General features: G+C 62.1%; 27 protein-coding genes. 13 read left to right on the top strand and 14 right to left on the bottom strand.

The annotated features are described in order from the left end of the window. Window positions 1–63 precede the first annotated feature (63 nt). The 10 genes from AC4BBN_RS09510 to AC4BBN_RS09465 form a co-directional block, all read right to left on the bottom strand. Window positions 64–810, bottom strand: a complete 747-nt coding sequence (locus tag AC4BBN_RS09510; protein ID WP_490591746.1) for a GntR family transcriptional regulator — start codon at window positions 808–810, stop codon at window positions 64–66. 23 nt (window positions 811–833) lie between these two features. Next, entirely contained in the window at window positions 834–1,706 is an 873-nt protein-coding gene (locus AC4BBN_RS09505) for an ABC transporter permease (RefSeq protein ID WP_490591745.1), read from the bottom strand. Between the two features lies 1 nt (window position 1,707). Then, window positions 1,708–2,622 (bottom strand): ABC transporter permease, encoded by a 915-nt coding sequence (locus tag AC4BBN_RS09500; RefSeq protein WP_490591744.1) that lies wholly within the window; start codon window positions 2,620–2,622, stop codon window positions 1,708–1,710. Between the two features lie 394 nt (window positions 2,623–3,016). Further along, a complete protein-coding gene (locus tag AC4BBN_RS09495) occupies window positions 3,017–4,300 on the bottom strand; it encodes an ABC transporter substrate-binding protein (RefSeq protein WP_490591743.1) in 1,284 nt (427 codons plus the stop codon). A 35-nt stretch (window positions 4,301–4,335) separates the two neighbouring features. Continuing rightward, window positions 4,336–5,412 carry an ABC transporter ATP-binding protein gene (locus tag AC4BBN_RS09490; protein WP_490591742.1) on the bottom strand — a complete coding sequence of 359 codons (1,077 nt, stop codon included), beginning with the start codon at window positions 5,410–5,412 and terminating at the stop codon, window positions 4,336–4,338. A gap of 142 nt (window positions 5,413–5,554) precedes the next feature. After that, entirely contained in the window at window positions 5,555–6,202 is a 648-nt protein-coding gene (locus AC4BBN_RS09485) for a DsbA family oxidoreductase (protein ID WP_490591741.1), read from the bottom strand. 445 nt (window positions 6,203–6,647) lie between these two features. Then, window positions 6,648–7,751 carry an alkene reductase gene (locus AC4BBN_RS09480; RefSeq protein WP_490591740.1) on the bottom strand — a complete coding sequence of 368 codons (1,104 nt, stop codon included), beginning with the start codon at window positions 7,749–7,751 and terminating at the stop codon, window positions 6,648–6,650. Between the two features lie 59 nt (window positions 7,752–7,810). Continuing rightward, on the bottom strand, window positions 7,811–8,092 hold the full coding sequence (locus tag AC4BBN_RS09475) for a YkgJ family cysteine cluster protein (protein ID WP_490591739.1): 282 nt from the start codon (window positions 8,090–8,092) through the stop codon (window positions 7,811–7,813). A 53-nt stretch (window positions 8,093–8,145) separates the two neighbouring features. After that, window positions 8,146–8,724 (bottom strand): NADPH-dependent FMN reductase, encoded by a 579-nt coding sequence (locus AC4BBN_RS09470; RefSeq protein ID WP_490591738.1) that lies wholly within the window; start codon window positions 8,722–8,724, stop codon window positions 8,146–8,148. Further along, the gene (locus AC4BBN_RS09465; RefSeq protein WP_490591737.1) at window positions 8,721–9,659 is read right to left on the bottom strand and encodes a helix-turn-helix transcriptional regulator; all 939 of its coding nucleotides are present in this window, start codon (window positions 9,657–9,659) and stop codon (window positions 8,721–8,723) included. Before AC4BBN_RS09465 ends, AC4BBN_RS09470 begins: the two co-directional genes overlap by 4 nt. Window positions 9,660–9,783: 124 nt before the next feature. Here AC4BBN_RS09465 and AC4BBN_RS09460 point away from each other — a divergent pair, with 124 nt between their 5' ends. The 8 genes from AC4BBN_RS09460 to AC4BBN_RS09425 all read left to right on the top strand — a co-directional run bounded on the left by AC4BBN_RS09460 (window position 9,784) and on the right by AC4BBN_RS09425 (window position 15,457). Then, entirely contained in the window at window positions 9,784–10,575 is a 792-nt protein-coding gene (locus AC4BBN_RS09460) for a ThuA domain-containing protein (RefSeq protein WP_490591736.1), read from the top strand. Beyond that, a complete protein-coding gene (locus AC4BBN_RS09455) occupies window positions 10,572–11,621 on the top strand; it encodes a Gfo/Idh/MocA family protein (protein ID WP_490591735.1) in 1,050 nt (349 codons plus the stop codon). The genes AC4BBN_RS09460 and AC4BBN_RS09455 overlap by 4 nt, the downstream gene beginning before the upstream one ends. A gap of 30 nt (window positions 11,622–11,651) precedes the next feature. After that, the gene (locus tag AC4BBN_RS09450) at window positions 11,652–11,897 is read left to right on the top strand and encodes a hypothetical protein (RefSeq protein ID WP_490591734.1); all 246 of its coding nucleotides are present in this window, start codon (window positions 11,652–11,654) and stop codon (window positions 11,895–11,897) included. Window positions 11,898–11,941: 44 nt separating this feature from the next. After that, window positions 11,942–12,433: a C40 family peptidase gene (locus tag AC4BBN_RS09445; RefSeq protein ID WP_490591733.1), complete on the top strand. Its 492-nt coding sequence runs from the start codon at window positions 11,942–11,944 to the stop codon at window positions 12,431–12,433. 66 nt (window positions 12,434–12,499) lie between these two features. After that, window positions 12,500–13,273 carry a flagellar filament capping protein FliD gene (fliD, locus tag AC4BBN_RS09440; RefSeq protein ID WP_490591732.1) on the top strand — a complete coding sequence of 258 codons (774 nt, stop codon included), beginning with the start codon at window positions 12,500–12,502 and terminating at the stop codon, window positions 13,271–13,273. 78 nt (window positions 13,274–13,351) lie between these two features. Next, window positions 13,352–14,401 (top strand): NAD(P)-dependent alcohol dehydrogenase, encoded by a 1,050-nt coding sequence (locus AC4BBN_RS09435; RefSeq protein WP_490591731.1) that lies wholly within the window; start codon window positions 13,352–13,354, stop codon window positions 14,399–14,401. Between the two features lie 82 nt (window positions 14,402–14,483). Continuing rightward, window positions 14,484–14,951 carry a heme-degrading domain-containing protein gene (locus AC4BBN_RS09430; protein ID WP_490591730.1) on the top strand — a complete coding sequence of 156 codons (468 nt, stop codon included), beginning with the start codon at window positions 14,484–14,486 and terminating at the stop codon, window positions 14,949–14,951. A 26-nt stretch (window positions 14,952–14,977) separates the two neighbouring features. After that, entirely contained in the window at window positions 14,978–15,457 is a 480-nt protein-coding gene (locus AC4BBN_RS09425; protein WP_490591729.1) for a hypothetical protein, read from the top strand. A gap of 87 nt (window positions 15,458–15,544) precedes the next feature. Here the strand turns inward: AC4BBN_RS09425 and AC4BBN_RS09420 are convergent, their stop codons facing one another. From AC4BBN_RS09420 to AC4BBN_RS09405, 4 genes are all read right to left on the bottom strand, one after another. Next, window positions 15,545–16,549 (bottom strand): transporter, encoded by a 1,005-nt coding sequence (locus AC4BBN_RS09420; RefSeq protein ID WP_490591728.1) that lies wholly within the window; start codon window positions 16,547–16,549, stop codon window positions 15,545–15,547. A 147-nt stretch (window positions 16,550–16,696) separates the two neighbouring features. Then, complete coding sequence (locus AC4BBN_RS09415) at window positions 16,697–18,322, bottom strand: inorganic phosphate transporter (RefSeq protein WP_490591727.1); 1,626 nt, start codon at window positions 18,320–18,322, stop codon at window positions 16,697–16,699. A 147-nt stretch (window positions 18,323–18,469) separates the two neighbouring features. Continuing rightward, entirely contained in the window at window positions 18,470–19,393 is a 924-nt protein-coding gene (locus tag AC4BBN_RS09410; RefSeq protein WP_490591726.1) for a DUF808 domain-containing protein, read from the bottom strand. 166 nt (window positions 19,394–19,559) lie between these two features. Beyond that, window positions 19,560–19,838: a DUF2164 domain-containing protein gene (locus tag AC4BBN_RS09405; protein ID WP_490591725.1), complete on the bottom strand. Its 279-nt coding sequence runs from the start codon at window positions 19,836–19,838 to the stop codon at window positions 19,560–19,562. 151 nt (window positions 19,839–19,989) lie between these two features. Between AC4BBN_RS09405 and mnmG the strand changes: the two genes are divergently transcribed. The 5 genes from mnmG to AC4BBN_RS09380 are packed head-to-tail and all read left to right on the top strand — an operon-like array spanning window position 19,990 to window position 24,663. Continuing rightward, complete coding sequence (gene mnmG / locus AC4BBN_RS09400) at window positions 19,990–21,981, top strand: tRNA uridine-5-carboxymethylaminomethyl(34) synthesis enzyme MnmG (protein WP_490591724.1); 1,992 nt, start codon at window positions 19,990–19,992, stop codon at window positions 21,979–21,981. Then, a complete protein-coding gene (gene rsmG / locus AC4BBN_RS09395; RefSeq protein WP_490591723.1) occupies window positions 21,978–22,622 on the top strand; it encodes a 16S rRNA (guanine(527)-N(7))-methyltransferase RsmG in 645 nt (214 codons plus the stop codon). The genes mnmG and rsmG overlap by 4 nt, the downstream gene beginning before the upstream one ends. Before the next feature lie 40 nt (window positions 22,623–22,662). Further along, on the top strand, window positions 22,663–23,277 hold the full coding sequence (locus AC4BBN_RS09390) for a LysE family transporter (protein WP_490591722.1): 615 nt from the start codon (window positions 22,663–22,665) through the stop codon (window positions 23,275–23,277). Window positions 23,278–23,301: 24 nt separating this feature from the next. Beyond that, the gene (locus AC4BBN_RS09385) at window positions 23,302–24,072 is read left to right on the top strand and encodes a ParA family protein (RefSeq protein WP_490591721.1); all 771 of its coding nucleotides are present in this window, start codon (window positions 23,302–23,304) and stop codon (window positions 24,070–24,072) included. Between the two features lie 57 nt (window positions 24,073–24,129). Continuing rightward, on the top strand, window positions 24,130–24,663 hold the full coding sequence (locus tag AC4BBN_RS09380; RefSeq protein ID WP_490591720.1) for an RBBP9/YdeN family alpha/beta hydrolase: 534 nt from the start codon (window positions 24,130–24,132) through the stop codon (window positions 24,661–24,663). Window positions 24,664–24,668: the final 5 nt, after the last annotated feature.

The raw sequence follows: 24,668 nt of genomic DNA, 5'->3' as shown, positions 1-24,668 counted from the left end.
AAACCGATGCGAGGGGGGTTGGCGGAAAGTGCATTAGCACTGGAGCCTGGGGGTGTTCATAGCTCAGGCGGCGTGGCCGAAGAGCTCGATGAGGTCAGGTGGCGAGGCAGAAACTGTCTGGAACTGCAATTGGTCTTCCAGATGGCTTAGGTGTTCGCGCATCAAGCGGGTGGCTTCTTTCATGTCACGCAGGCGGATGGCGTCCAGCACGGCACGGTGCTCCAGGCAGCCGCAGGCACCGGCCCGTGCGCTGCTGGCCGACAGGCTTACCGGGCCCCAGGTCATCAGGATCAGCGAGGTGCGCGACACCAGTTCGCGCAGGATGCGGCCCAGGGTCTGCTGGCCCGCGCGCTCGGCAATCAACAGATGGAAGTCGCCCGACATGCGGATGGCGTGGCGCAGGTCGCCGCTTTCACGCGCGGCCTCTTCTTCAGAAATGAAGCGCGTGAGCGTGGCGATATCGTCGGCAGTGGCCAGGGCCATAAAGCGTTCCAGCAGCGGCGGCTCGACCAGGCGGCGGGCTTCGAAGACTTCGCGGGCTTCCTGCTCGGTGGGCTGGGCTACGCAGGCGCCACGGTTGGGCGTGATGGTGACGATCTGCTCATTAGCCAGGCGCACCAGCACCGGGCGAATGCGTGTGCGCGACACGCCAAAGGCTGCGCCCAGCTTGTCTTCCACCAGCTTGGTACCGGGCTGCAGCCGGTGGTCCAGGATGGCGGAGACGATGCGCTCGTATATCTCGTTGTCGCTGAGCGCGGGGGCGGGGGATGGGGTCACTGTCAACGGCCTTTGTGTTGGCGTCCCGGCCATTTGGCCAGGCATGCACTATGGGTTTATTTTTTACCGGGTTTCAACAACCATACCAGCATCAGCGTGAGTCCCATCACGATGAACGAGACCACCGTGGTCACCGTGCCGATGGCGTAGATCGAAGGCGTAGTGACGGTGGTGGTCAGACCCTGCAACTCCAGCGGCAGGGTGTTGACGTCGCCAATCGCCTGGGAGGTACGGGCGATTTCGTCCCACGACAAGGTGAAACCGAACATGCCGATGCCGACTACCGAAGGTGCAATCAGCGGTAGCACCACGTGCTTGAAGGTCTGCCAGGGCGTAGCGCCCAGGTCGCGGGCGGCTTCTTCGTACGACGGGTTGAAGCGGTTGAAGATGGCAAACATGATGAGCAGGCCGAAGGGCAGGGTCCAGGTCAGGTGCGCGCCCAGGGCCGAGGTGTAAATGCCCAGGGCCGTGCCATAGCTGTCCAGCGTGTCTTGCCAGCCCAGAAATTCCAAAGCCTTCTTGATGCCGCTGTCGAGCAGGCGGAACTCCAGTCCAATGCCCAGGGACACGATGATGGACGGCATGATCAGGCTGGCCACCACGATGAAGAACAGAATGCTGCCGCCGCTGAGCTTCTTGCGAAACGCCAGACCGGCCAGCACCGAGAACACCACCGTCAAGGCCATCACCATGAGGCCCAGGCCCAGCGAACGTTTCAATGCGGCGCCGATGTCCACCACGCCAAGCCCTTTGAACAGCTCGTGGAACCAGTGCAGTGACACGCCCCGCATCGGGAAAGTCAAGCCGCCCTCGGGGCCCTGGAAGCTGAGCACCACGATCACCAGCATGGGGCCGTAGAGGAACAGCACATAGGCGACAAAAATCAGCGCCAAGATCCAGAAGGCGGCGGGTTTTTTGTTCAGGTTCATGTCACAGCTCCTTGCGAATATCGACCATGCGGGTCAGCGCCCAGATGATCATCAGGACCAGGGCCAGCAAAATCATGGCGTTGGCCGCTGCCAGCGGGAACTGCAGGTACGAGGTCTGCACCTGGATGATCTTGCCCACCGAGGCGATTTGCTGCCCGCCCATCACGCCGATGGTGACGAAGTCGCCCATCACGATGGTGATGACGAAGATGGAGCCGATGATGATGCCGGAGCGGCACAGCGGCACGATCACGTTCCACAGTGTTTGCCAGCCCGAGGCGCCGCTGTCGTTGGCGGCCTCGATCAGGCTGCGGTCGATGCGCATCATGCTGTTGAAAATCGGCACGATCATGAAGGTGGTGAACAGGTGCACAAAGGCCAGCACCACCGAGAAGCTGGAGAACAACAGCCACTCCACCGGCTTGTCGACCAGCCCCGTAGTCAGCAGCGCCTGGTTCACCAAGCCGTTGCGCCCCAGCAGCGGCACCCAGGCGATCATGCGGATCACATTCGAGGTCCAGAACGGAATCGTGCACAACACAAACAGCACCACCTGCACGCCGCTGGACTTGATGTGAAACGCCAGGAAATACGACACGGTAAAACCAATCACCAGCGTGATCAGCCAGACCAGCAGACAGAACTTGAAGGTAGACAAATAGGTCTTGAAGGTGACGCACATATCGTCCCCCCCGCTGAGGCAGCCCTCAAAAATCGCAGCGTAGTTCTTGAAGGTGAAATCGGGCAAAAGTTCGTACTGGTTGTAGTCCCAAAAGCTGACCATCAACACCAGCGCCAGCGGCACCAGAAAGAACAAAACAAACACCGTGGTCAACGGCAAAGCCTGCCACCAGGCCGCAATACTGCGGCCCGGCGCGGCCGTAGGCGAAGGAAGTGGTGCGCTAGGTGTGCTCATCGGTGTGTGTCCACGTTATTCCATTTCCAGATCAATCCGAATGTGTCGTTGCTTCGCCTTGCCGTGGTAAACCACTGTCTGCGGCTTCGCGCCTAATCTCGTATTGATCTGGAAATAGAATTACTATAAAAATAGTAGCTGCTTGCGTAAGTAATACCTGCGCTACAGGCCGATTTCTTATAAATTCAGCTAACCAGAAAACCCCTCACCCCAACCCTCTCCCGCACGCGGGAGAGGGGGTAAAACCGGGGCCTATTAACAGCCCGGTAGTGCCACCGGCGAGCGAAGCAAGCCCCTTCGTGGACAACCGCGGAACTGGCTTTGCCAGGCCGCTGGTTGTGCCCCCTGCAAGGGGGGAGGAGGCCACACGAAGTGGGCAAGCCTGGGGGTGAGCTTATGCAGCTACGAATTCATTCCATTTCTGAACCATGTAAGCGTTCTCGTCCATCACGGCGTTCCAGCAAGCGATGCCGCCCATGCGGTCTTCGTAGCTGCCGCCGTCGCGGGTTTCGCCCTTCTTGGCCAGCAGGTCGCCGTGCGGGCTCTTGATGTCTTGGGTGGCAGGCTTGCCTTCCATCCAGTAAGCCCATTCGTAGGCTTCCATCTTGGACTTGGCGGTGTCCAGCACAGCGCTGTAATAGCCTTGGCGGTTCAGGTAGGCACCGGCCCAGCCGTCCAGGAACCAGTTGATGAACTCGTAGGCGCCGTCCAGCTTTTTGCCAGACAAGGTAGCGGGCAAACCAAAGCCAGAAGCCCAGGCGCGATAGCCTTCCTTCAGCGGCTGGAAGGTGCAGGCCAGGCCCTTGGTGCGCACGGCGGTGACGGCAGGGCTCCACATCGACTGGATCACCACTTCGCCGGAGGCCATCAGGTTGACGGACTCATTGAAGTCCTTCCACAGGCTGCGGAACTGGCCTTGCTTCTTGGCTTCAATCAGGGTCTTGATGGTCAAATCAATTTCCTTCTTGGTCATGTTGCCCTTGTCGGGGTACTTGTAGATGCCCATGGCTTCCACCACCATGGCGGCGTCCATGATGCCGATGGACGGGATGTTCAGAATCGCGGCCTTGCCTTTGAATTCAGGGTTCAGCAATTCAGCCCAGGAGCTGATGGGGCGCTTGATCAGGTCAGGGCGGATGCCCAGCGTGTCGGCGTTGTACACGGTGGGGATCAGGCTCATGAACTGGGTGGGCGTGGCGGAGAATTTCTTGCTCTTCTCACCTTCCAGGTAGATCACCTTCTTGGGTGCGGTACCTTGGTCGCCGACCTTCTTGCCGCCGACTTCACCCTTGGTGAACAGGCTGGTGATCTTGTCGGCATTCTTGATGCGCTTGGTGTCGATGCCCTTCAGATTGCCGGTGGGGACGATGTTCTTCAGCGAGAAGTATTCCGAGTCGATCAGGTCAAAGCTATTGGGTGCGGTGACGGCGCGCTTGGTCACGTCGTCGGTGGTCACGGCCACGTACTGGATCTTGATGCCGGTGTCTTTTTCGAACTTGTCGGCAATCTCTTTGTCTTGGTTCACCGCCGTGCCCAGGTAGCGCAACACGATGGGGTCCGCCGCGTGCACGGCCGGGAAAATGCCGGTGGCCAAGATACCTGCGGTGCCCTTGAGCAGCGAGCGGCGCTGCATGGTGGCAGCGAGGGCGTTGGTGGGTTTGGGTAGTACGTCAGACATGGTGAAAACTCCTGGGGGTTACAGTAGAAAACGACTTACGCCGTGGCGGGAACGGAAACGGGGGCAGATACAGAACTCAAGGAATGGGCGGCCTCCGGGGCCCATGCCAGCTGGACTTTTTCAGCAACGCTGTAGGGCCGGGCGGCAAACTGCGCCTCGGACACCATCACGGAAAATTCAGCGGTGCTGTTGGCGGTTTGAGCCACACCGGGTTTTTGCAGGCCCAGCAGCACATAGGTGCCCTGGTATTCCACGTCGCTGACCACGGCACGCATGTTGTGCGGGCCATCCGGCTGGGCCGCTTCGGCGGGAATGATCTGCATGTGGTCGGTACGCACACCAATCTTGCCGGCGGCTGTATCCAGTACGTTGTGGCCGCCCATGAAGCGCGCCACGAATTCACTGGCAGGGCGGTTGTAAACCTCGTGCGGCGAACCCACTTGCTCGATCAAACCGTGGTTCATCACCACCATGGTGTCGGCCAGCGCCATCGCCTCTTCCTGCGAATGGGTCACGTGGATGAAGGTCAGTCCCAGCTCCTTTTGCCAGCGGCGCAGCTCGGCGCGCATCTGTATGCGCAGGAAAGGGTCCAGCGCGGACAAAGGCTCATCCAGCAACAGCACCTTGGGCTGGGTGATCAGCGCACGGGCCAGGGCCACGCGCTGCTGTTGGCCACCCGAGAGTTCACCTGGCTTACGGTCGGCCAGATGGCCCATGGCCACACGTTCCAACAAGTCCTTGGCCTTGGCATGGCGCTGGGCTTTGTCCACGCCTTTCATCTTCAAGCTGAAGGCCACGTTGTCCAGCGCTGACAGGTGGGGGAACAGCGCAAAGCTCTGGAACATCATGGCCGTACCACGCTCTGCCGCAGGCAGGTCGGTGATGTTGCGGTTCTCCAGCAGGATGTCGCCGCTGCTGACCGACTCGTGCCCGGCCACCATGCGCAGCGTGGTGCTCTTGCCGCAACCCGACGGGCCCAGCAAACAGCAGTAGCTGCCGCTGGCGATGCGCAGATTGATGCTGTCAACGGCCGGCTTACCCGATCCATAGCGCTTGGTCAGCGCGATGATTTCAATGGCCGAGGGCGAGGAGGTAGGGGTGGAGGCTTGCATAGGGATGCCCTATGCATAGGCCGTGCCAACTTATGTGCTCAATACAAAGAGCAGATTGTGTACAAAGTGCACCAGCTATGTGCACACAATGCGGCGCAACCCGGCTACTGGCGCTGGCTTGGTGCGCTGGCCGGGCGGGCGCTCATTCCCCGGATGCAATTTGGCGCAAAGCGCGCTCAAACACCTCGGGCGGCTGGCCGCCGGAGATCAGATGCTTGTCGTTGATGATGATGGCGGGCACCGAATGGATGCCGTGGTCGGTATAGAAGCGCTCACGCTCGCGCACCTCGTCGGCATAGGTGTCCGATTCCAGAATGGCTTGCGCCTGCGCAGTGTCCAGGCCCACTTGCCCGGCCACGCGCACCAGCAAGGCGTGCGAGCTGGGGTCTTCGCCTTCGGTGAAATACGCGTCAAACAAAGCCTGCTTTAGCGCGTGCTGCTTGCCTTCCAGCTCGGCCCAGTGCAGTAGGCGGTGCGCATCGAAGGTGTTGTAGATGCGGTGGCGCTTGTCCATACGGAAAGTAAAACCCAACTCAGCCCCGCGGGCGCGGATGTTTTCGCGATTGGCAGCGGCTTGCTCGGGGGTGGAGCCGTATTTGCGGGCCAGGTGCTCGTTGGTGTCTTCGCCCTCGGGCGCCATCTGCGGATTCAGCTCGAAGGGCTGGAAGTGCAGCTCCGTCGGGATGCTGTCACCCACACGCTCCAGCGCCTGTTCCAGCGACTTCAAACCCACCACGCACCAGGGGCAGGAGACATCAGACACGAAATCAATCTTCAAAGGGGAGGCCATAAAAATCCTATGTTTAAAAGCCTGTGGATAGTTCTGGCACAACGCAGTAGTTATCCACAGGAGATCATGGTTTTCAAAAGTTGTTCATATTTGCGTGACACCAAAAATGCAGGGTCACACACATCCAGGTACACGGCCTAAGCTGTTGATAACAAAGCCAAAAACCCGCTTACCCACAGACAAGGCCCATGCTTACTACTACTACTATGTATTAATAAAAGATTTAGAAGAATAGCCAACACAGAAGTCCGCATGCGATCCGTGGATTTCTGGCGAGGCGTCAGCAGCGGTCAAAAAATTTTTAAAACCATATTTGCTATTTAATTTATAGCTACATGCGCAGGTAATACGTGCGCTATAGCCGTATTTGTTTCAAAACCATAAAAAAAGCCTCCACAGCGGCCAAAGGCACGCCATGGAGGCTTTAGGTGGGTTTCTGGGTGGTTTAGGCGGGCAGCGCGGGGTAGTCGGTATAGCCCTTGGCGCCGCCGCCGTAGAACGTAGCCTGGTCAGGCGGGTTCAGGGGCGCGTTGTCACGCAGGCGGCGTACCAGGTCTGGGTTGCTGATAAAAGGCTTGCCAAAGGCCACTAGATCGTCTCCATTCAGCAAGGCTTGCTCGGCCAGGGCCTTGGTAAAGCCGTTGTTCACCATCCAGGCAGCTTTGCCACCGGCTTGGCGGTAGGCCGCTTTCAGGGCGGCGTAGTCGAACGGGCGGTCAGGCAGCTCACGCGGGCCGCCGGTGGCGCCTTCCACCACGTGCACATAGGCCAGGTCCAGCGGCGCCAATGCGCGCACCACGTAGTCGAACAAGGGCTGTGGCTCGGCGTCGTAAATATCGTTGGCCGGTGTCACCGGCGAAATACGCAGCGCAGTACGGCCGCCGCCAATTTCTTCGGCCACGGCGCGCATTACTTCCAACAGCAGGCGGGCCCGGTTCTCGATGCTGCCGCCGTAGTCGTCGGTGCGGTGGTTGGCGCTGCGTTTCAGGAACTGGTCCAACAGATAGCCGTTGGCTGCGTGGATCTCGACCCCGTCAAAGCCGGCCTGGATGGCGTTGCGTGCAGCGTGGCGGTAGTTGTAGACGATGCCGGGCAGCTCTTCGGCCTTCAGTGCGCGGGGCACCGAAGTGGGTACGAATCTGCCCTGGCCGTCTTGGATGATGTAGGTTTTGGCTTTGGCGGCAATGGCCGAAGGGGCCACGGGCGCCAAGCCATCGGGTTGCAGGTCTACATGCGATACGCGGCCCACGTGCCACAGCTGCACCACGATCTTGCCGCCTTTTGCGTGCACCGCGTCAGTGACGCGCTTCCAGCCGTCCAGCTGCTCGGTGCCGTACAGGCCGGGTACGTCGGCATAGCCTTGGCCTTGCTGGGTGATGGCAGTGGCTTCGGTGATGATCAGGCCGGCGCTGGCGCGCTGGGCGTAGTATTCGGCCACCAGTGGGGTGGGAATGGCGTTGGGCGAGCGGTTGCGCGTCAACGGTGCCATCACGATGCGGTTGGCCAGTTGCAGGCTACCGGCCTGTACCGGTTCGAACAATGAAGTCATGCGGGTTCCCTGTGAAAAACTGCAGGGTAGCCCCAAAGAAGAAGCTGTGCTGGTGGGAGCTAATCGGACTTTTCTGTAGGACAAGTAGCCCGCTCTAACTGGTCCAAATAGTGCAAAGCATGGGCTTGGTTGGCACCGCACATGTCTGCGGCGGGTTGCAACTGGCCGCACACGGCCGGGCGTTCTGGTTGCCCGAAGATGCGGCACAGGTTGGCGTCGTCGAGTTGCACGCAGCGTACCCCCGCAGGTTTGCTGATGCCGTTAATGACCGGCATGCCGGGGATGGGCGAGCTGATGCTGGGCGCAATGCAACACGCGCCGCAGCCGAGTCTACATTCCATATGCTATCAAATTAAGAGCTGCTGGCGCAGGTATTACCTGCGCCAGAGCCCAATCAAGCATGGAACTTGCGGGCGGCCCACAGCACTTGGTCAATGACGGTTTGCACGCCGGCGCGGTGGGCGTCTTGCTTCAAGCTGCCGTCTTCGGCAAAGGCTTCAAAGGCGCGGCTGAGGGCGAACTGTTTGGGGCTGACCCAGCACTGCAGATTCAGCATCAGCGGTGCCAGGTGCGACAGCGAACGCAGGCCGCCCAGGCCGCCAGGCGAGGCGCTCAGCAGGCCCACGACCTTGCCGCTGAAGGAGCGCATGCCGTCCTTCCACACCGGGTCGTTTTTGACCGGGCTGGACGCCCAGTCCAGCGTGTTCTTCAGCAGGGCGGGGTAGCTGCCGTTGTACTCAGGTGCGCAGATGATCCAGGCGGGGTGCTCGAACATCAGCTGCTTCAGCCGCATCACGTCGGCTGGCGTGCCCTCGGCCTCCAGGTCGGCGTTGTACATGGGGATGTTGAAGTCCGCCAGCTCGATGTGCGTCACCTCGGCCCCGGCGGCGGTGGCCAGCAGGGTGGTGGCCGCAGCCAGTTTGCGGTTGTAGGACTGTTGGCGGGTGCTGCCCGCGAAGATGAGGGTTTTCATGCGGCAGATTTCACCACAGCCGGGGCCTGTCGGTAGGCTTTGGGTGTTTGCCCGTGCTGCGCACGGAAGGTGTGGATGAAATAGCTGGGGTTGGCAAAACCGCAGGCCCAGGCGACTTCTTTCACCGCCAGCGCGCTCTCGGCCAGCAGCCGGGCGGCGCGGTTGATGCGCATGCGGTTGATATAGGCCACCAGGGCTTCTCCGGTTTGCTGGCGAAACAGGTGCGACAGGTAGTCTGCCGTGCAGCCGCATTGCTGGGCCAGGCCGCGCACGCTCAAATCTTGGTCTCCCAGCTGGTTTTGCACCAGTACGCGCACCCGTGTGACCCAGGTGGATTCGGGTGCGGCCTGCGGGTCTACCGTGTCCAGCGCACGCAACACGCCGGCAGTAGCGGCGGCCACCAGGGCTTGCACCTGGGTGGGGCCCCACACAGCGTCGCCATTCTGGCCCAGCTGTGCGGCATCGCTCAGCCAGTCGTGGATACGCCGGGCTTGGGGGTGTTGCCGCATTTCCAGATGGCGTATGCCGGGCTGGCTGGGCTGTGTCTCTTGCGCCAGATGGCAGGTCAACGCATGGGCTTCGGCATACACCACCAGGTTGGCAAAACGGTCCGACCCGTCAGCGCCTACCTGTTCATGGTGCAGCAGCTGGGGTGGCATCAACAGTGCCTCGCCCGGACCCAGGGTCAGCTCGCCGTAGGGAAAGCTGAAGCGGGTCCAGCCACCGGTCTGCAGGAACAGCTCAGGCCCGATGTGGAAATGCCCCTCGCCACGTGTGACTTGTGCGCTGCGTGGCAGGTGCACCCGTAGCTGGCCCGCCATGGCGCGCTGTAGGAAATCGGCCAGGTGTTGGCGCATGGCGTGGGCGTCTGGTCCGTTGGCTGGTGCGTCCGGGCTGGCCTGCAAGCAGGAGCTGGCTTCAAGTCTGCGGTCCATGATTTTTGCTATTCATTGCGGATTTTTGGCAGTAATCGCGCTTGAGGCAGCCCGATCGCAAGCCTACAGTCTAGGCCACTTAGCTGGACAAACCGGCCTAAATGCTTAACCCAGGAGCCTATCCGTGAAAACCCGTATTTCTGTTATTGTGTGGAATGAATTCCGCCACGAGCGCGAGAACGCAGCCGTAGGCGCTATCTACCCCGATGGCCTGCACACCACCATCGCCCAGGCGCTGCAGCGCAGCCCCGGCACGCTGGCATTGGATGTGACCACCGCCACGCTGGACGAGCCCGAGCATGGCCTGAGCGAAGAGCGCCTGGCCAACTGCGATGTGCTGGTCTGGTGGGGCCACAAGGTGCACAACCTGGTGGACGACGCCATCGTGGACCGGGTGCAAAAACGTGTGCTGGAAGGCATGGGCCTGATCGTGTTGCACTCCGGCCATTTCAGCAAAATCTTCCGCCGCATGATGGGCACCAACTGCTCGCTGAAATGGCGCGAGGCGCACGAGAAAGAGCGCCTGTGGGTGGTCGAGCCATCACACCCCATCGCCGCCGGCCTGGGCGAATATTTCGAGCTGCCGAACGAGGAGATGTACGGCGAGCGCTTTGACATTCCGCAGCCGGACAGCACGGTGTTTATCTCGTGGTTTGAGGGCGGCGAGGTGTTCCGCTCAGGCTGCTGCTGGGAGCGCGGCCATGGCCGCATCTTCTACTTCCGTCCTGGCCACGAGGCTTACCCGACTTATCACGACAAGAACGTGCAACGTGTGATTGCCAACGCCGTGCAGTGGGCCGCGCCGCGCGTGAACATCGTCGATGTGTGCCCGAACGCCGCGCCGCTGGAGCCCATCAGCCCCAAGCCGGGTTTCACCAACGTCGGCATCACCCAAACCAAGGCAGATCTCGTATGAGCGCAGTACAAAAACTACGCGTAGGGGTTATCGGCCTGGGCATAGGCCGGCACCACATCAAGGGCTGGCAGGAACACCCGCTGGTCGATGTGGTGGCGATTGCCGACCCTGATGCAGAGCGGCTGGCGCTGGTGGGTGATGAGTTTGGCATTGCGGGCCGCTACGCCAGCGCAGCGGCACTGCTGGACAACGCGCAGCTGGACGTGGTCAGCGTCTGTACGCCCAACAAGTTCCACAAGGAGCTGACCCTGGCCGCATTGGCTGCCGGCTGCCATGTGCTGTGCGAAAAACCGATGGCGATGAACGCGCAAGAGGGCCGCGAGATGCTGGACGCGGCCCATGCGGCGGGCAAGCGGCTGATGATCAATTTTTCGTACCGTTTCTCTGCCGCTTCACGCGCGCTGAAGACGCAGGTGGATGCGGGCCTGTTTGGCGACTTCTACTTTGGCCGCAGCATCTGGCACCGCCGCCGTGGCATGCCGGGTTTTGGCGGCTGGTTTGGCACCAAGGCCCTGGCCGGTGGCGGCCCGTTGATCGACCTGGGCGTGCACCGCCTGGACCTGGCCCTGTGGCTGATGGGCTACCCGCAGCCGACCTGGGTGATGGGCAGCACCTACAACCCCATCGCCAGCGAGATCGCTACAAAGGCCGGCAAGACCTTTGACGTGGAAGACTTGGCCGCCGGCTTCATCCGCTTTGAAAACGGCGCCACGCTGGCGCTGGAGGCCTCCTGGGCCGCCAACATCCAGGAGGCCGAGCTGATGGAAACCCGGCTGCTGGGCACCAAGGCTGGTTTGCTGCAGAAGAACTTGAACGAGGGCTACACCTTCGACGCCCATGTGTTCACCGAAGTCAACGGCGCGCCGGTGGATATGCACCTGTGCCCGCCCACGGCGCTGGCCAAGTCGGCCATGCACGACTATGCCGAGGCCATACTTAGCGGCCAGCCGCACCCGGCAGGGGGCGATCAGGGCCTGGTGGTGATGCAGATTCTGGACGCGCTGTACGAGAGCGCGCGCACGGGGGCACCGGTAAAGATTGGTTAGCCAGGCGGTGCGCGGTTTACCATGCCGCGCATGAATGATCTGGATACCTTGCAGTCCATGGGATTGACCTTGCCCAGCCCGGCCTACCTGGTGGGTGTGCTGCTGTTCAGCATCGTCGGTTATGTGGCTTTTCGCCATGGCCGTAAGGCCGAGCGCAAGGACCATCTCTGCGTGGGCCTGGCCTTGATGTTCTACCCCTATGCCGTGTCGCAGACGCTTGCGCTGTGGCTGGTGGGTGCGGTGATGAGCGCCTGGGTGGTATGGAAGTGGAACTGATGGGCGCGCGGGCGCATCCTAGCTGCCATTACAGTGGGGCTGCCATGCAACTTCGTCAAAACTTGTGTCTGTTTCCGTTGGTTGCCGCGCTGCTGGTGCTGGGTGGTTGCGCCAGTCCGCCCCGGGCACCAGAGGCCAACAACATTGCCAGTGCAGTTCCGTCACGCCTGTCGGTAGACCAGGCGAACGATGTCACGCTGTATGCGCTGAGCCTGGTGGGCACGCCTTACCGCTATGGGGGCAACACACCAGACGGTGGCTTTGACTGCAGCGGGCTGATTGGCTACGTGTACCAAAGTCGCGCCGGCCTGCGCCTGCCGCGCACCGTGGCGCAATTGCAAGGTGAAGGCCAGGCCGTACCACGGGACCAGCTGCGCACCGGTGACCTGGTGGTGTTTGGCCGGGGTACGCATGCCGGCATCTACGTCGGCGAGGGCCGTTTTGTGCACGCGCCGTCTACGGGTGGCGAAGTGCGGCTAGACCCGCTGGATACGCGTTACTGGGCGAGCCAGAAAGTGGCCTTCCGCCGGCCGTAGCTATCTGCAGCGATAAGGACTAGACTGGTCTGCTGGCCCACCGTTTTTACGCTGGCCGGATGCACCATGAACATCAATGACTTCGTCAAGGCCAATGCGGTAGCCCTCTACCTAGGGACGAATGCGAGCCAGCAGACGGCAAATTCGGGAAGTGCGGGCAAGACCGGACTGGCAGCGCAGCCCGGCCTCCAAAAGGCCGAAAAACGCATACAGGCCCAGGTGGATGTGGTCACGGCCCAGTTGTCTACGTTTGGCAAGCTCAAGTCGGCCTTGTCGGACGTGCAGGCGGGAGGCCAAGCATTGGCGGCTGCGGCGGGCGGCAGCAAGCCTGCTGCACAAAAGGCCGCGCTGAGCCAGTTCGTCACCATGTACAACGCTGCCATTGACAGCGCCACATCCGCAGCCTCGCTGGCTGGTGATGGTGCGGCCACGCAAAGCGCACTGCGCACCATCAAAGACCTGCTGCATGCAGTGAATGCCAAAAATGGAAGCCAGAGCGTATTAGGTCAGTTGGGCCTGGACCTGGGCGCCAGCGGCAAGCTGGTGTGGGACAGCAGCGCTTTCGATGCCGCACAAAAAACCAATCCCTCAGCCGTAGCCCAAGGGCTGGCGGGCATGGGCCAGCAGGTGTCTGCGGCCAGCACGCAAGAGCTGGCAACGGATGGCCACCTGGGCCTGTACCTGTCGGCCTTGGCCCAGCGCTCCAGCCTCCTGAAAAGCCAACAGGGCATGCTCGCGTCCTTGGGGCAATCCAGCAGCATGGGCCAGGGCAGCAGCGCTGGCGGTAGCTACGATTTCGGCTTGGCGGCTTACCGTAAAAGTCTGCAGCCTGGTTCTTGAATACCCTGAAATACCCTTGCGCTGCGCACGTCTGCGCTTCGCCCTACCATGCCCGTTTGCCCTCTACCGGAGACCTCGATGTCTATCGCCAAAGCCTACGCCGCCACATCCCCCACCGCCGCTCTGGCGCCTCACAACATTGAACGCCGCAGCCCTGGCGCGCAAGACGTAGCGATGGACGTGCTGTACTGCGGCGTCTGCCATTCTGACCTGCACACGGTGCGCAACGAGTGGCAGAACGCCATCTACCCCGCGGTGCCCGGCCACGAGATCGTGGGCCGCGTTACCGCCGTGGGCAACCTGGTGTCCAAATACAAGGTGGGTGACATCGTGGGCGTAGGCTGCATGGTGGACAGCTGCCAGCATTGCAGCGCCTGCGCCGAAGACCTGGAGCAGTACTGCGACAACGGCATGACCGGCACCTACAACAGCCCGGAGCAGGGCACGGGCGCCAACACCTATGGCGGCTATTCCAGCCACATCGTGGTGCGCGAGTCCTTTGTGCTGAAGGTCAGCCATGCCGAGTCCGACCTGGCCGCCGTAGCGCCGCTGCTGTGCGCCGGTATCACCACCTATTCGCCGTTGCGCCAGTGGAAGGTGGGACCGGGGCAAAAGGTCGGCATCGTCGGCCTGGGCGGGCTGGGCCATATGGGCGTGAAGATCGCTGCCGCCATGGGCGCGCATGTGGTGTTGTTCACCACCTCGGCCAGCAAGCGCGAAGACGCGTTGCGCCTGGGCGCCAAGGAGGTCGTGGTGTCCAAAAACGCCGACGAAATGGCTGCGCACGCCAATAGCTTCGACTTCATCTTGAACACCGTGGCGGCTTCGCACAATCTGGATGATTTCATTGCCCTGCTCAAGCGCGACGGCACCATGACGCTGGTGGGCGCGCCGGAACACGCCCACCCTTCACCCAATGTGTTCGGCCTGATCATGCGCCGCCGCCGCATTGCCGGCTCGCTGATCGGCGGTATCCGCGAGACGCAGGAGATGCTGGACTTCTGCGCCCAGCACGGCATCACCGCCGACATCGAAACCATCGCCATGGACCAGATCGAAGCCGCTTACGCCCGGATGCTCAAGAGCGATGTGAAGTACCGCTTCGTCATCGATATGGCTACTCTCTAGATTGATAAGGAAAATGCTGGAAGCGCAGATATAAGCTGCGCTAGTAGCTACTATAAATATAGCAATTTGAAGGAAGACACGGATGTCGCAAGCCGATAAAGACCTGCTGCCCGAGCTGCTGCGCCAGGAAGATGCCTTGCAGTTCAGCCGCTTCTCGCATGCCACGGCGCTGGACCTGGGCCTGGCCGTTGTCAGCGCGGCGCAGCGCGTGGGCCAACTGGTGATGGTGGACATACGCTGGGGCGACTTGCAGGTCTTCCAGCACGCCATGGAGGGCACGACGGCCGACAACGCCGACTGGGTGCGGCGCAAGGTCAACGTGGTGCGCCGTTTTGCCCATAGCTCGTTCTACATGGGGGCGCTGTACCGCAGCAAGGGCAAGGACTTTGAAGCCGACTCCGGCCTGGACCCGCGCGAATATGCGGCCCATGGAGGCGCGTTTCCGCTGCGCATACGCGGGGCCGGCCTGTTCGGTGTGCTTACTGTGTCTGGCCTGCCCCAGGCAGAAGACCACGCGCTAGCCGTGGCCGTACTGCAAACCATGGTGTGATTGTTTTTGGCGAAGGAATGATGGGTATGCGTACTTTCCGTACCTTGGCGGGCGCGCTGTGTGCCGCCGCAGTGGTGGCGCTGGCGGGCTGCGCCGTTACGCCCGGGATGACCCGGGATGAAGTCTTGTCGGCGCGCGGTAAACCTACCGCCGAACTAGACCGCGCCGGTGTGCACCGCCTGCAGTACTCCCAGCAGCCCATGGGCCAGTCGGTACTGATGGTGGACATGGACGCCGGCGGTAAGGTGCAGCAGGCGCGCGAGGTGATGAACCTCAACGCGTTTTCGCAAATCGACCTGTCTGGCAGCACCACCCGCGACGACATCCTCTGGGCCTTCGGCCCACCGGCCCAGGTGGACCATGTGATGTCCTGGACCGGCGACATCTGGGCCTACCGCTGGCGCGAGCTGCAGGACATGTGGTTCTGGGTCTACTTCGACCCGCAAGGCGTGGTGCGGCGCACGCAGCAGGGCTTGGACTTGTCGTTATTCCGGCTGGTGCGTTGACTTTTCTGTGCGTTGACTGTCGATGAATATCGGCTGCAAGCGCAGGCAGAATATGCGTGAGAAGCTACTAAAAATGTAGCAAAAGTCTTATTTCTTCTGCTTGTAAACGTACCAGGCGGCAAACACCGTAAACGCCAAGATGATGGCCACCACCACCCAGAAGCCTTCAGGGTGCTGGGCCAGCGGGATGCCGCCCACGTTCATGCCCAGCAGACCGGCCACGATGTTGATGGGCAGAGCCAGCACGGTGACCATGGTCAGGGTGAAGACGCTCTGGTTGGTCTGCTCGCTCACCTGCGCGGCGATTTCTTCCTGCAGCAGCTTGATGCGTTCTTTCAGCTCCGACATGTCGCGGATGGTCAGCGAGAACTCTTCCGTGGCCTGGCGCAGCTCTTCCAGGTCGTGCTCGCTGATCCACGGCGGCGGCAGGCGCAGCAGGCGGAACAACGCGCCTGGCTCGGGCGCCAGCAGGCGCTGCAGGCGCACCAGCACGCGGCGCAGTTTGCCCAGGTCGGCGCGCCGGTTGTGCAGCCGGCCCACCAGAAACTTGTCTTCGATCACGTCCACCTGCACCGTGGCGTCGCGCACGATGCGGACCAGCACGTCGCCCTGTTCATGCAGCAAAGTGTTCAGGAAGGCGACGGAGGAGGCCAGTGGTTTGCCGTTCTTCACGGCGGCCCGCATGCGGTCTATGGAGCGCAGGGGGTGCGAGCGGGCGCTCAGCGCCAGGTGCGGGCCGACGTTAAGCCACAGCGTGGCGATCTCGGCGGGGTCGAAGGCGAACTCGTAGGCCACGTCGTTGACCACCGCGATCAGGTTGTCGTGCGCGTCCTCGATGCGGGTGGAGCGGGAACCCTCGTGCAGGGCTTCAAAGAACTCGGGCACCACGTCCAGCTGCTTGTGGATGCAGGCCTCGGCGGCGGCGTCGCTCAGGTTGAAGTGCAGCCAGACGAAGTCTGACTGGCCCTTGGGCTGCTCGCTGCGCAGCCAGGCGCTGGCCTGGGCCAGATCGACCGGCGTGCCGGGCGCACCGTTTTCAAACAGGTAGCCGCACAGCAGCCCGTTCTTGTCGGAACCGTAGGTAATGTCCATCCGTCGCCAAGCTAAAGGGCCGAGTGTCTGGCGTTTGTGTGACAGTGATGTGACTTTTGTATGAAACGGCGCGCGCCCAGGCGGCCAGGCGGTGCCATGGCGCGTCGTCTCAGATCACATCAGCGGTGCAAAGCGCCAGCGTGGCATTTAGAAAATGTGGGCAAACAGCCAGTACAAGGAGCCCGACAGCAGGATGGACGCGGGCAGTGTCAGCACCCAGGCCATCAGCAGGTTGCGGATGGTGGACATCTGCAGGCCCGATTTGTTGGCCGCCATGGTGCCAGCCACGCCGGACGACAGCACATGCGTGGTGGACACCGGCAGGCCGTACATATCGGCCGCGCCGATGGTCAGCATGGCGACCAGCTCGGCGGATGCGCCTTGGGCGTAGGTCAGGTGGGTCTTGCCGATCTTCTCGCCCACGGTGACGACGATGCGCTTCCAGCCCACCATGGTGCCCAGGCCGAGTGCGATGGCCACAGCCACCTTGACCCACAGCGGGATGAACTTGGTGGCGTCGTCGATGCGGCCTTTGAAGGCTTTCAGATTGGTCTTGGCGTCGGGGCTCAGGTGCGCGGCTTCGGATTTGTCAAGGAAGCGGATGGCTTCGGACGCCAAATACATGTCGTTGCGCATATTGCCCACGGCGGCGGCGGGCACCTTGGCCAGCGTGCCGTGCTCCTTCACCTGCGTGCCGATGTCGCCCACCACCACGCTCAGCGCGGGCACCACCTCGGGTGTGAACTCCTTGGTGCGCAGGTAGGTGGTCAATGTTTCACGTGGATCAATGGGTGCCACTACCGTATTGGTGCTACCCAGCGACTGCTGCGTGACCTGGGCCATGGCGGCGAACTGGACCACCTGGTCGGCGGGCATGGCGCGGTTCAGCGCGTAGGCCATGGGCACGGTGCCCACCAGGATTAGCATGATCAGGCCCATGCCTTTTTGGCCGTCGTTGGAGCCGTGGGCGAAGGACACGCCGGTGCAGGTCAGCACCAGCAGGCTGCGTATCCACCAGGGTGGTGGCTTGTTGCCTTTGGGTTCGGCATACAGCTCTTTATTCTTCACCAGGGCGCGCAGGGCCAGCAGCAGCAGGGCGGCGCAGCCAAAGCCTACCAGGGGCGACAGCAGCAGCGAATAACCGATCTTGGTGGCCTGGGCCCAGTCCACGCCGCTGGTGCCGTCACGGCCGTGCATCAGCGCGTTGGCAATGCCCACGCCCAGGATGGAGCCGATTAGCGTGTGCGAGCTGGATGCGGGCAGCCCCAGCCACCAGGTGCCCAGGTTCCACAGAATGGCGGCGATCAGCAGGGCGAACACCATGGCAAAGCCGGCGCTGGAGCCCACATGCAGTATCAGCTCTACCGGCAGCAGCGAGATGATGCCGAAGGCCACCGCGCCGCTGGACAGCAGCACGCCCAGGAAGTTGAAGAAGCCCGACCACATCACCGCCACATTCGGCGGCAGGGAATGGGTGTAGATCACCGTGGCTACGGCGTTGGCAGTGTCGTGAAAGCCGTTAACGAACTCGAAGCCCAGCGCGATCAGCAGGGCCACGCCCAGCAGCAAATAGGGCAGCCAGGTGGTGGCCACGGCGCCGGCATCCTGCACATCGCTGACCAGGCTGTAGCCGCTGAACAGCAGGCCTGCAGCCAGCAGCCCGATGAATACGATGGCCGTCATGGGTCCGCTTTTGCGGTCCAGTTGCGGCCGTGAGGTGGGTTGGGGGTGTGCCGGCTTGAAGGGCGCGGCTGCCGAGCTTGCGGTGTTCATGGAAAGAGCCTCTTATGGGTATAAATTCCCGCAAGTGTCTTTCTGGGCGGTGACAGCGCTATGACAAGCCCGCCCTGGGCGTTAGTGGAGAAATGAGGCTGTAGCGCAGGTACTATCTGCGCTGGCAGCTATAAATTCAGTAGCGTATCAGTGCGCGGCCTTGCCAGGACGCAGGCGCTGCACCAGCGTCACGCCGGCCAGTACCAGCGCGCCGGCCAGCACGCCGGTAATGCCGTCCGCCAGCAAGGGCAGCAGGGTGGCCGCACCGGGCACGGCGGCCAGTTGCTGGGTAGCGGCCTCCACCCAGTGGTGCAACACGGGCAGGCCGTGGGTCAGAATGCCGCCGCCCACCAGGAACATGGCGGCCGTGCCGACGACCGACAAGGCCTTCATCATCCACGGCGCGAACACCAGAATGCCCCGGCCCAGACGTTGCTGCCAGGCGCTAGCCTGCTGGGTGAGGTACAGGCCGCCGTCGTCCAGCTTCACGATGCCGGCCACCAGGCCGTACACGCCGATGGTCATCACGATGGCGATGGTACTCAGCACCGTCAGCTGGGTGCTGAAGCCGCTGGTCTGCACCGTGCCCAGGGTGATGGCGATGATCTCGGCGGAGAGGATGAAGTCGGTACGCACCGCGCCCTGGATCTTGTCCTTCTCCAGCGCCACCAGGTCCACCTTCGGGTCGGCCACGGCGGCTGCCAGGGCCTGGTGCTGGGCGGCGTCCTCGTCCGGGCTGTGCAGGTATTTGTGCGCCAGTTTTTCAAAACCTTCAAAGCACAGGTAGGCGCCGCCCACCATCAGCAGCGGAGTTACGGCCCAGGGTGCGAAGGCGCTGATGGCCAGCGCCGCCGGAACCAGGATCAGCTTGTTGCGCAGCGAGCCCTTGAACACCGCCCACACCACCGGCAGCTCGCGTTCGGCCTTGACGCCCGCCACCTGCTGCGCGTTCAGCGCCAGGTCGTCGCCCAGCACGCCGGTGGTCTTCTTGGCTGCGACCTTGGTCAGCAGGGCCACGTCGTCCAGGATGGAGGCAATATCGTCAATCAACACAAACAGGCTAGAGGCCATGGGGCAGGGTCTTTTCAGGTAAGGAGTTGCGACAGATTGTCGCCGGGGCGGCGCAGCGGCTACCGGAGTGTGGCGGAAGATTTAAAGGAAAAAGGCCGCTGGCGCAGAAACTACCTGCGCAGGTAGCTACTAAATAAATAGCAAAATGCCTTGGCCCGTGTAAGGTTTACTTGGCGCGGCCTTTGGTGGCGCGGTCGTACTTGTGCCAGTAGGTGAAGGCGTCTTCATGCACTTCGATGTCCACCTCCATCACCCGCGCCTGCAGCCGTTCCTGCACGTCGCTCACGCCCTGGTTGTAAACCAGCGGCCCGATCTCTTCGAGGAAGAAGCCCAGCAGGGCGCCAGCAGCGACGTTGCCAATCTTTTCCTCCATGTTCTGCTGGAAGTAGCGCTCGATGGACGCGATGGCTTGGGTGCGGGCTTCTTTGGGGATGGTGATGGGCATGGGAGCAGTCGGGGTGTGGGGAATCGGGCACAGGGGGGCAAAAACGGCCCAGCCCACTAAAATATACAACCCCCCAGCTTTGTACCCCGCACGACGCGCCGACGCGCCCGTGCATGGACCAGTGGGCGCTTGAACCGATAGAGGAATGCGTATGTTGTACCCCCAGGAATTTGATGTGATCGTGGTTGGCGGCGGCCATGCCGGCACCGAGGCCGCGCTGGCCGCTGCGCGCATGGGCAGCAAAACCTTGCTGCTGACGCACAACATTGAGACCCTGGGCCAGATGAGCTGCAACCCGTCCATCGGCGGCATTGGCAAGGGCCACCTGGTGAAAGAGGTGGACGCACTCGGCGGCGCGATGGCCTTGGCGACCGACGAGGGTGGCATCCAGTTCCGTATCCTCAATTCCAGCAAGGGCCCGGCCGTGCGCGCCACCCGCGCCCAGGCCGACCGGGTTTTGTACAAAGCGGCGATCCGCCGCATGCTAGAGAACCAGCCCAACCTGTGGCTGTTCCAGCAGGCTGTGGATGATTTGATGGTGGAGGGTGACCGCGTGGTCGGCGCCGTTACCCAGGTGGGCATCCGCTTTCGCAGCCGCACCGTGGTGCTGACGGCGGGCACCTTCCTGGACGGCAAGATCCACGTCGGCCTGAACAACTACGCCGCTGGCCGTGCGGGCGACCCGCCGGCGGTGTCGCTGAGCGCGCGCCTGAAGGAGTTGAAGCTGCCGCAAGCCCGCCTGAAAACCGGCACGCCGCCGCGCATTGATGGCCGCAGCATCGACTACAGCAAACTGGCTGAGCAGCCTGGCGACGGCACGCCGGGCGGGGTAGGGGATCAGATTCCGGTGTTCAGCTTCATGGGCAAGCGCTCCATGCACCCAGCACAAATGCCGTGCTGGATCACGCATACGAATGCCCGTACGCACGAGATCATCCGCTCTGGCTTCGACCGCAGCCCCATGTTCACCGGCAAGATCGAGGGCGTGGGCCCGCGCTATTGCCCCAGTGTGGAAGACAAGATCAACCGCTTTGCCGATAAAGAAAGCCACCAGATCTTCCTGGAGCCCGAAGGCCTGACTACGCATGAGATCTACCCCAACGGCATCTCCACCAGCCTGCCGTTCGACGTGCAGTACGACCTGGTGCGCTCCATGGTGGGGCTGGAAAACGCCCACATCCTGCGCCCTGGCTACGCCATTGAATACGACTACTTTGACCCGCGCAGCCTGAAGAGCAGCTTCGAGACGCGGCAGATCGGCGGCCTGTTCTTCGCCGGTCAGATCAACGGCACCACCGGATACGAAGAGGCGGCGGCGCAAGGCCTATTCGCCGGTATCAACGCCGCGCTGCAATGCCGGGGTGAAGCCAGTTGGCTGCCAGGCCGCGACCAGGCCTACCTGGGTGTGCTGGTGGACGACCTGATCACCAAGGGCGTGACCGAGCCCTATCGTATGTTTACCAGCCGCGCGGAGTTCCGCCTGCAGCTGCGCGAGGACAACGCCGACATGCGCCTGACCGAAGCCGGCCGCCAAATGGGCTTGGTGGATGATGCGCGCTGGGAGTCGTTTAACCGCAAGCGCGATGCTGTTTCACGTGAAACAGAACGCCTGCGTGGTTTGTGGATCAGCCCCAAGAATCTGGCGGCAACCGAGTCAGAGCGGGTGCTGGGCAAGGCGATAGAACACGAATACAGCCTGGCTGAATTGCTGCGCCGCCCCGATGTGAGCTACGGCCAGCTGATGACCCTGGCCGGTGGCAAGTTTGATGTGGAGGAGTTCTCTGCTACTGTTTCACGTGAAACGGCCGAGGCAGACTTTGTGGCCTCCGTGCTGGAGCAGGTGGACATCAACGCCAAATACTCGGGCTACATCGAACGCCAGAAGTCCGAGATCGACCGCGCTGCGCACTACGAACACCTGAAGATTCCCGCCGACCTGGACTACCTGGCGGTGACCGCATTGAGCTTTGAAGTGCGGCAAACTTTGAACAAGCACCGCCCCGAAACCTTGGGCCTGGCCTCGCGCATGACCGGCGTGACGCCCGCTGCGATTTCGCTGCTGCTGGTGCACCTGAAAAAAATGGGCTGGAAGGACCGGCCCACCACCACCGCCGTTGCCACCACAGAGGAAACCGTTTCGTGAGCGACCGTTTACAGATACTGACGACCAGCGCCGAAAAGCTTGGCTTGGCCCTCTCGGTCGAACAATGCCAAACCCTGCTGCGCTACCTGGACCTGATCCTGAAGTGGAACAAGGTCTACAACCTGACGGCGCTGCGCGACCCAGCCGAGGCCTTGACCCACCATTTGATCGACAGCCTGTCTGCCGTGCCGCCGTTGCAAAGGCATTTGGCTACGCTAGGGCAGGGCGCGCGTCTGCTCGACGTGGGCTCGGGCGGTGGCCTGCCGGGCGTGGTGTTTGCCATCTGCTGCCCTGAACTGAGTGTCAGCTGTGTGGACACAGTGGGCAAGAAGGCGGCCTTTGTGCAGCAGGTGGCGCTGGAGCTGAAGCTGCGCAATCTGCGCGGCGTGCATGCGCGGGTAGAGAGCCTGACCGATACCTACGAGGTGGTGAGCTCGCGCGCCTTTGCCTCGCTGCTGGACTTCACCACCTGGTCGCAGGCTGCGCTGGCCGAGCAGGGCGTGTGGCTGGCCATGAAGGGCAAACACCCCGATGCCGAACTGGCCGCGCTGCCCGCCACGGTCGAAGTGTTTCACGTGGAACCACTATCTGTGCCCGGCCTGGACGCCGAGCGCTGCATTGTCTGGATGAAGCGGAAATAGCCCTCGCTTAAACTCGGCGTTCACTCCGAGGATTTCCACCATGTTTGGCATTGCAAACTACGGCGCATTTGTCGCTGCCATCATCGTTTTCCTGCTGATTCCCGGCCCCGGCAATCTGGCCTTGATCACCTCCACCAGCAAGGGCGGCATCCGTGGCGGCCTGGCGGCCACCCTGGGCGTGATCCTGGGTGACCAGGTTCTAATGTGGACAGCGGTGGCCGGTGTGGCTGCTTTGTTGGCCAGTTACCCGGTGGCGTTTGCGGCAGTGCAGTGGCTGGGCGCTGCCTACCTGGCCTACCTGGGCGCCAAGATGCTGCTGGCCAAGCCGGGCGACGCGCCCATTTTGAATATTCGCCCATCGCACTTCCTGCGCCAGGCCCTGATGATTACTTTGCTGAACCCCAAGGCCATCGTGTTCTATATGGCTTTCTTCCCGCTGTTTGTGGACCCGGTGCACCACCAAGGTTTGTTGACCTTCGCGGTGATGGCGCTGACGATTGCTGCGCTGACCTTTGTGTACGGCCTGATCGCCACCCTGTTGACCCATTTTCTGGCCGAGCGCATGCGTGCGAACCCGGTCGTGTCCCGCGCGCTGAACAAGCTGGCGGGTGTTTTCCTGATTGGCTTCGGCGTCAAGCTGGCCCTGTCGAAATAAGTTAAGTAAGCGCTGAAAGTTTCCATGGCTAAAGTATTTTGTGTAGCGAACCAAAAGGGTGGAGTGGGCAAGACCACCACTACCGTCAATCTGGCGGCCGGCCTGGCCAAGGTCGGCCAGCGTGTCTTGATGATCGACCTGGACCCGCAGGGCAACGCCACCATGGGCTCGGGCGTGGACAAGCGCACGCTGGAGCTCACGGTGTACGACGTGCTGCTGGAGTCGGCCACGATTTCCGAGGCGCGGGTCAAGTCCGAGAAATGCGGCTACGACGTGCTCGGCTCCAGCCGCGAACTCAGCGGTGCCGAGGTGGAACTGGTGGCCATGGAGCGGCGCGAAAAGCGCTTGCACGCGGCCGTCGAGGCGGTGGCTGCGGACTACGACTTTGTGCTGATCGATTGCCCGCCCAGCCTGTCCATGCTGACCCTGAACGGCCTGTGCGCCGCTAACGGTGTGATCGTGCCCATGCAGTGCGAATACTTTGCGCTGGAAGGTCTGACCGACCTGGTCAATACCATCAAGCAGGTGCATGCCAACCTGAACAAAGACCTGCAGATCATCGGCCTGCTGCGCGTGATGTTCGACCCGCGCATTACCTTGCAGCAGCAGGTGAGCGACCAGCTGAAGGCACACTTCGCTGACAAGGTGTTCAACAGTGTCATTCCGCGCAACGTCCGCCTGGCCGAAGCGCCCAGCTACGGCCTGCCGGGCGTGGTGTTCGACCCGTCCGCCAAGGGCAGTGTGGCCTACATCGAGTTTGCCGAAGAGATGGTCCTGCGCATTAAAACCATGTAATAAATAGGCTGCTTGCGCAGGATTTACCTGCGCAAGCAGCTACTAAATCAATAGCAAATGACATCAGCACGCGTACTCTTGCTTCCCGGCTGGCAAAATTCCGGCCCCGGCCATTGGCAAACCCTGTGGGAAACCCAGTTCGGCGACCTGCGGGTCGAACAGCACGACTGGATGCAGCCCCTGCGTGGCGACTGGATCACCCGCCTGGAAGAGGTGGTGCAGCAACAAGACGGCCCGGTACTGCTGGCAGCGCACAGCCTGGGCTGCCATTTGGTGGCGGCCTGGGCGGCGGTGTCGCGTAGCACCGCGAAAGTGCAGGGCGCTTTGCTGGTGGCGCCGCCCGATGTGGAGCAGCCCAACTTTCCACCACAGCTGCACCGTTGGGCCGTGCCGGTGTTGACTGCGTTGCCGTTTCCGTCCGCTCTGGCGGCATCCACCGACGACCCCTATTGCAGCTTTGACGCGGCGGCCCAGTTTGCCGCGCACTGGGGTGCGTCGCTGCACAACCTGGGCGCGCGCGGCCATATCAATGCCGAATCCGGCCTGGGCGACTGGCCGCAGGGCAGGGCGCTGTTAATGAATCAAAAATAGAAAGC

The organism is Rhodoferax sp. SPJ21 (genome assembly GCF_058216335.1).
Note: the sequence above shows the minus strand (reverse complement) of the source record. Positions and strands in the feature narration are given on the sequence as shown.

Excerpts from the sequence above, each read along its gene's own strand:
- AC4BBN_RS09415 (WP_490591727.1), bottom strand. The coding sequence starts at position 18,322 with ATGAACACCGCAAGCTCGGCAGCCGCGCCCTTCAAGCCGGCACACCCC.
- AC4BBN_RS09495 (WP_490591743.1), bottom strand. The coding sequence starts at position 4,300 with ATGTCTGACGTACTACCCAAACCCACCAACGCCCTCGCTGCCACCATG.
- AC4BBN_RS09470 (WP_490591738.1), bottom strand. The coding sequence starts at position 8,724 with ATGAAAACCCTCATCTTCGCGGGCAGCACCCGCCAACAGTCCTACAAC.
- fliD (WP_490591732.1), top strand. The coding sequence starts at position 12,500 with ATGAACATCAATGACTTCGTCAAGGCCAATGCGGTAGCCCTCTACCTA.
- AC4BBN_RS09490 (WP_490591742.1), bottom strand. The coding sequence starts at position 5,412 with ATGCAAGCCTCCACCCCTACCTCCTCGCCCTCGGCCATTGAAATCATC.
- AC4BBN_RS09500 (WP_490591744.1), bottom strand. The coding sequence starts at position 2,622 with ATGAGCACACCTAGCGCACCACTTCCTTCGCCTACGGCCGCGCCGGGC.
- AC4BBN_RS09465 (WP_490591737.1), bottom strand. The coding sequence starts at position 9,659 with ATGGACCGCAGACTTGAAGCCAGCTCCTGCTTGCAGGCCAGCCCGGAC.
- mnmG (WP_490591724.1), top strand. The coding sequence starts at position 19,990 with ATGTTGTACCCCCAGGAATTTGATGTGATCGTGGTTGGCGGCGGCCAT.
- AC4BBN_RS09505 (WP_490591745.1), bottom strand. The coding sequence starts at position 1,706 with ATGAACCTGAACAAAAAACCCGCCGCCTTCTGGATCTTGGCGCTGATT.
- AC4BBN_RS09485 (WP_490591741.1), bottom strand. The coding sequence starts at position 6,202 with ATGGCCTCCCCTTTGAAGATTGATTTCGTGTCTGATGTCTCCTGCCCC.
- AC4BBN_RS09390 (WP_490591722.1), top strand. The coding sequence starts at position 22,663 with ATGTTTGGCATTGCAAACTACGGCGCATTTGTCGCTGCCATCATCGTT.
- AC4BBN_RS09480 (WP_490591740.1), bottom strand. The coding sequence starts at position 7,751 with ATGACTTCATTGTTCGAACCGGTACAGGCCGGTAGCCTGCAACTGGCC.
- AC4BBN_RS09435 (WP_490591731.1), top strand. The coding sequence starts at position 13,352 with ATGTCTATCGCCAAAGCCTACGCCGCCACATCCCCCACCGCCGCTCTG.
- AC4BBN_RS09410 (WP_490591726.1), bottom strand. The coding sequence starts at position 19,393 with ATGGCCTCTAGCCTGTTTGTGTTGATTGACGATATTGCCTCCATCCTG.
- AC4BBN_RS09475 (WP_490591739.1), bottom strand. The coding sequence starts at position 8,092 with ATGGAATGTAGACTCGGCTGCGGCGCGTGTTGCATTGCGCCCAGCATC.
- AC4BBN_RS09420 (WP_490591728.1), bottom strand. The coding sequence starts at position 16,549 with ATGGACATTACCTACGGTTCCGACAAGAACGGGCTGCTGTGCGGCTAC.
- AC4BBN_RS09425 (WP_490591729.1), top strand. The coding sequence starts at position 14,978 with ATGCGTACTTTCCGTACCTTGGCGGGCGCGCTGTGTGCCGCCGCAGTG.
- AC4BBN_RS09455 (WP_490591735.1), top strand. The coding sequence starts at position 10,572 with ATGAGCGCAGTACAAAAACTACGCGTAGGGGTTATCGGCCTGGGCATA.
- AC4BBN_RS09380 (WP_490591720.1), top strand. The coding sequence starts at position 24,130 with ATGACATCAGCACGCGTACTCTTGCTTCCCGGCTGGCAAAATTCCGGC.
- AC4BBN_RS09510 (WP_490591746.1), bottom strand. The coding sequence starts at position 810 with ATGGCCGGGACGCCAACACAAAGGCCGTTGACAGTGACCCCATCCCCC.
- AC4BBN_RS09405 (WP_490591725.1), bottom strand. The coding sequence starts at position 19,838 with ATGCCCATCACCATCCCCAAAGAAGCCCGCACCCAAGCCATCGCGTCC.
- AC4BBN_RS09445 (WP_490591733.1), top strand. The coding sequence starts at position 11,942 with ATGCAACTTCGTCAAAACTTGTGTCTGTTTCCGTTGGTTGCCGCGCTG.
- AC4BBN_RS09450 (WP_490591734.1), top strand. The coding sequence starts at position 11,652 with ATGAATGATCTGGATACCTTGCAGTCCATGGGATTGACCTTGCCCAGC.
- AC4BBN_RS09385 (WP_490591721.1), top strand. The coding sequence starts at position 23,302 with ATGGCTAAAGTATTTTGTGTAGCGAACCAAAAGGGTGGAGTGGGCAAG.
- AC4BBN_RS09430 (WP_490591730.1), top strand. The coding sequence starts at position 14,484 with ATGTCGCAAGCCGATAAAGACCTGCTGCCCGAGCTGCTGCGCCAGGAA.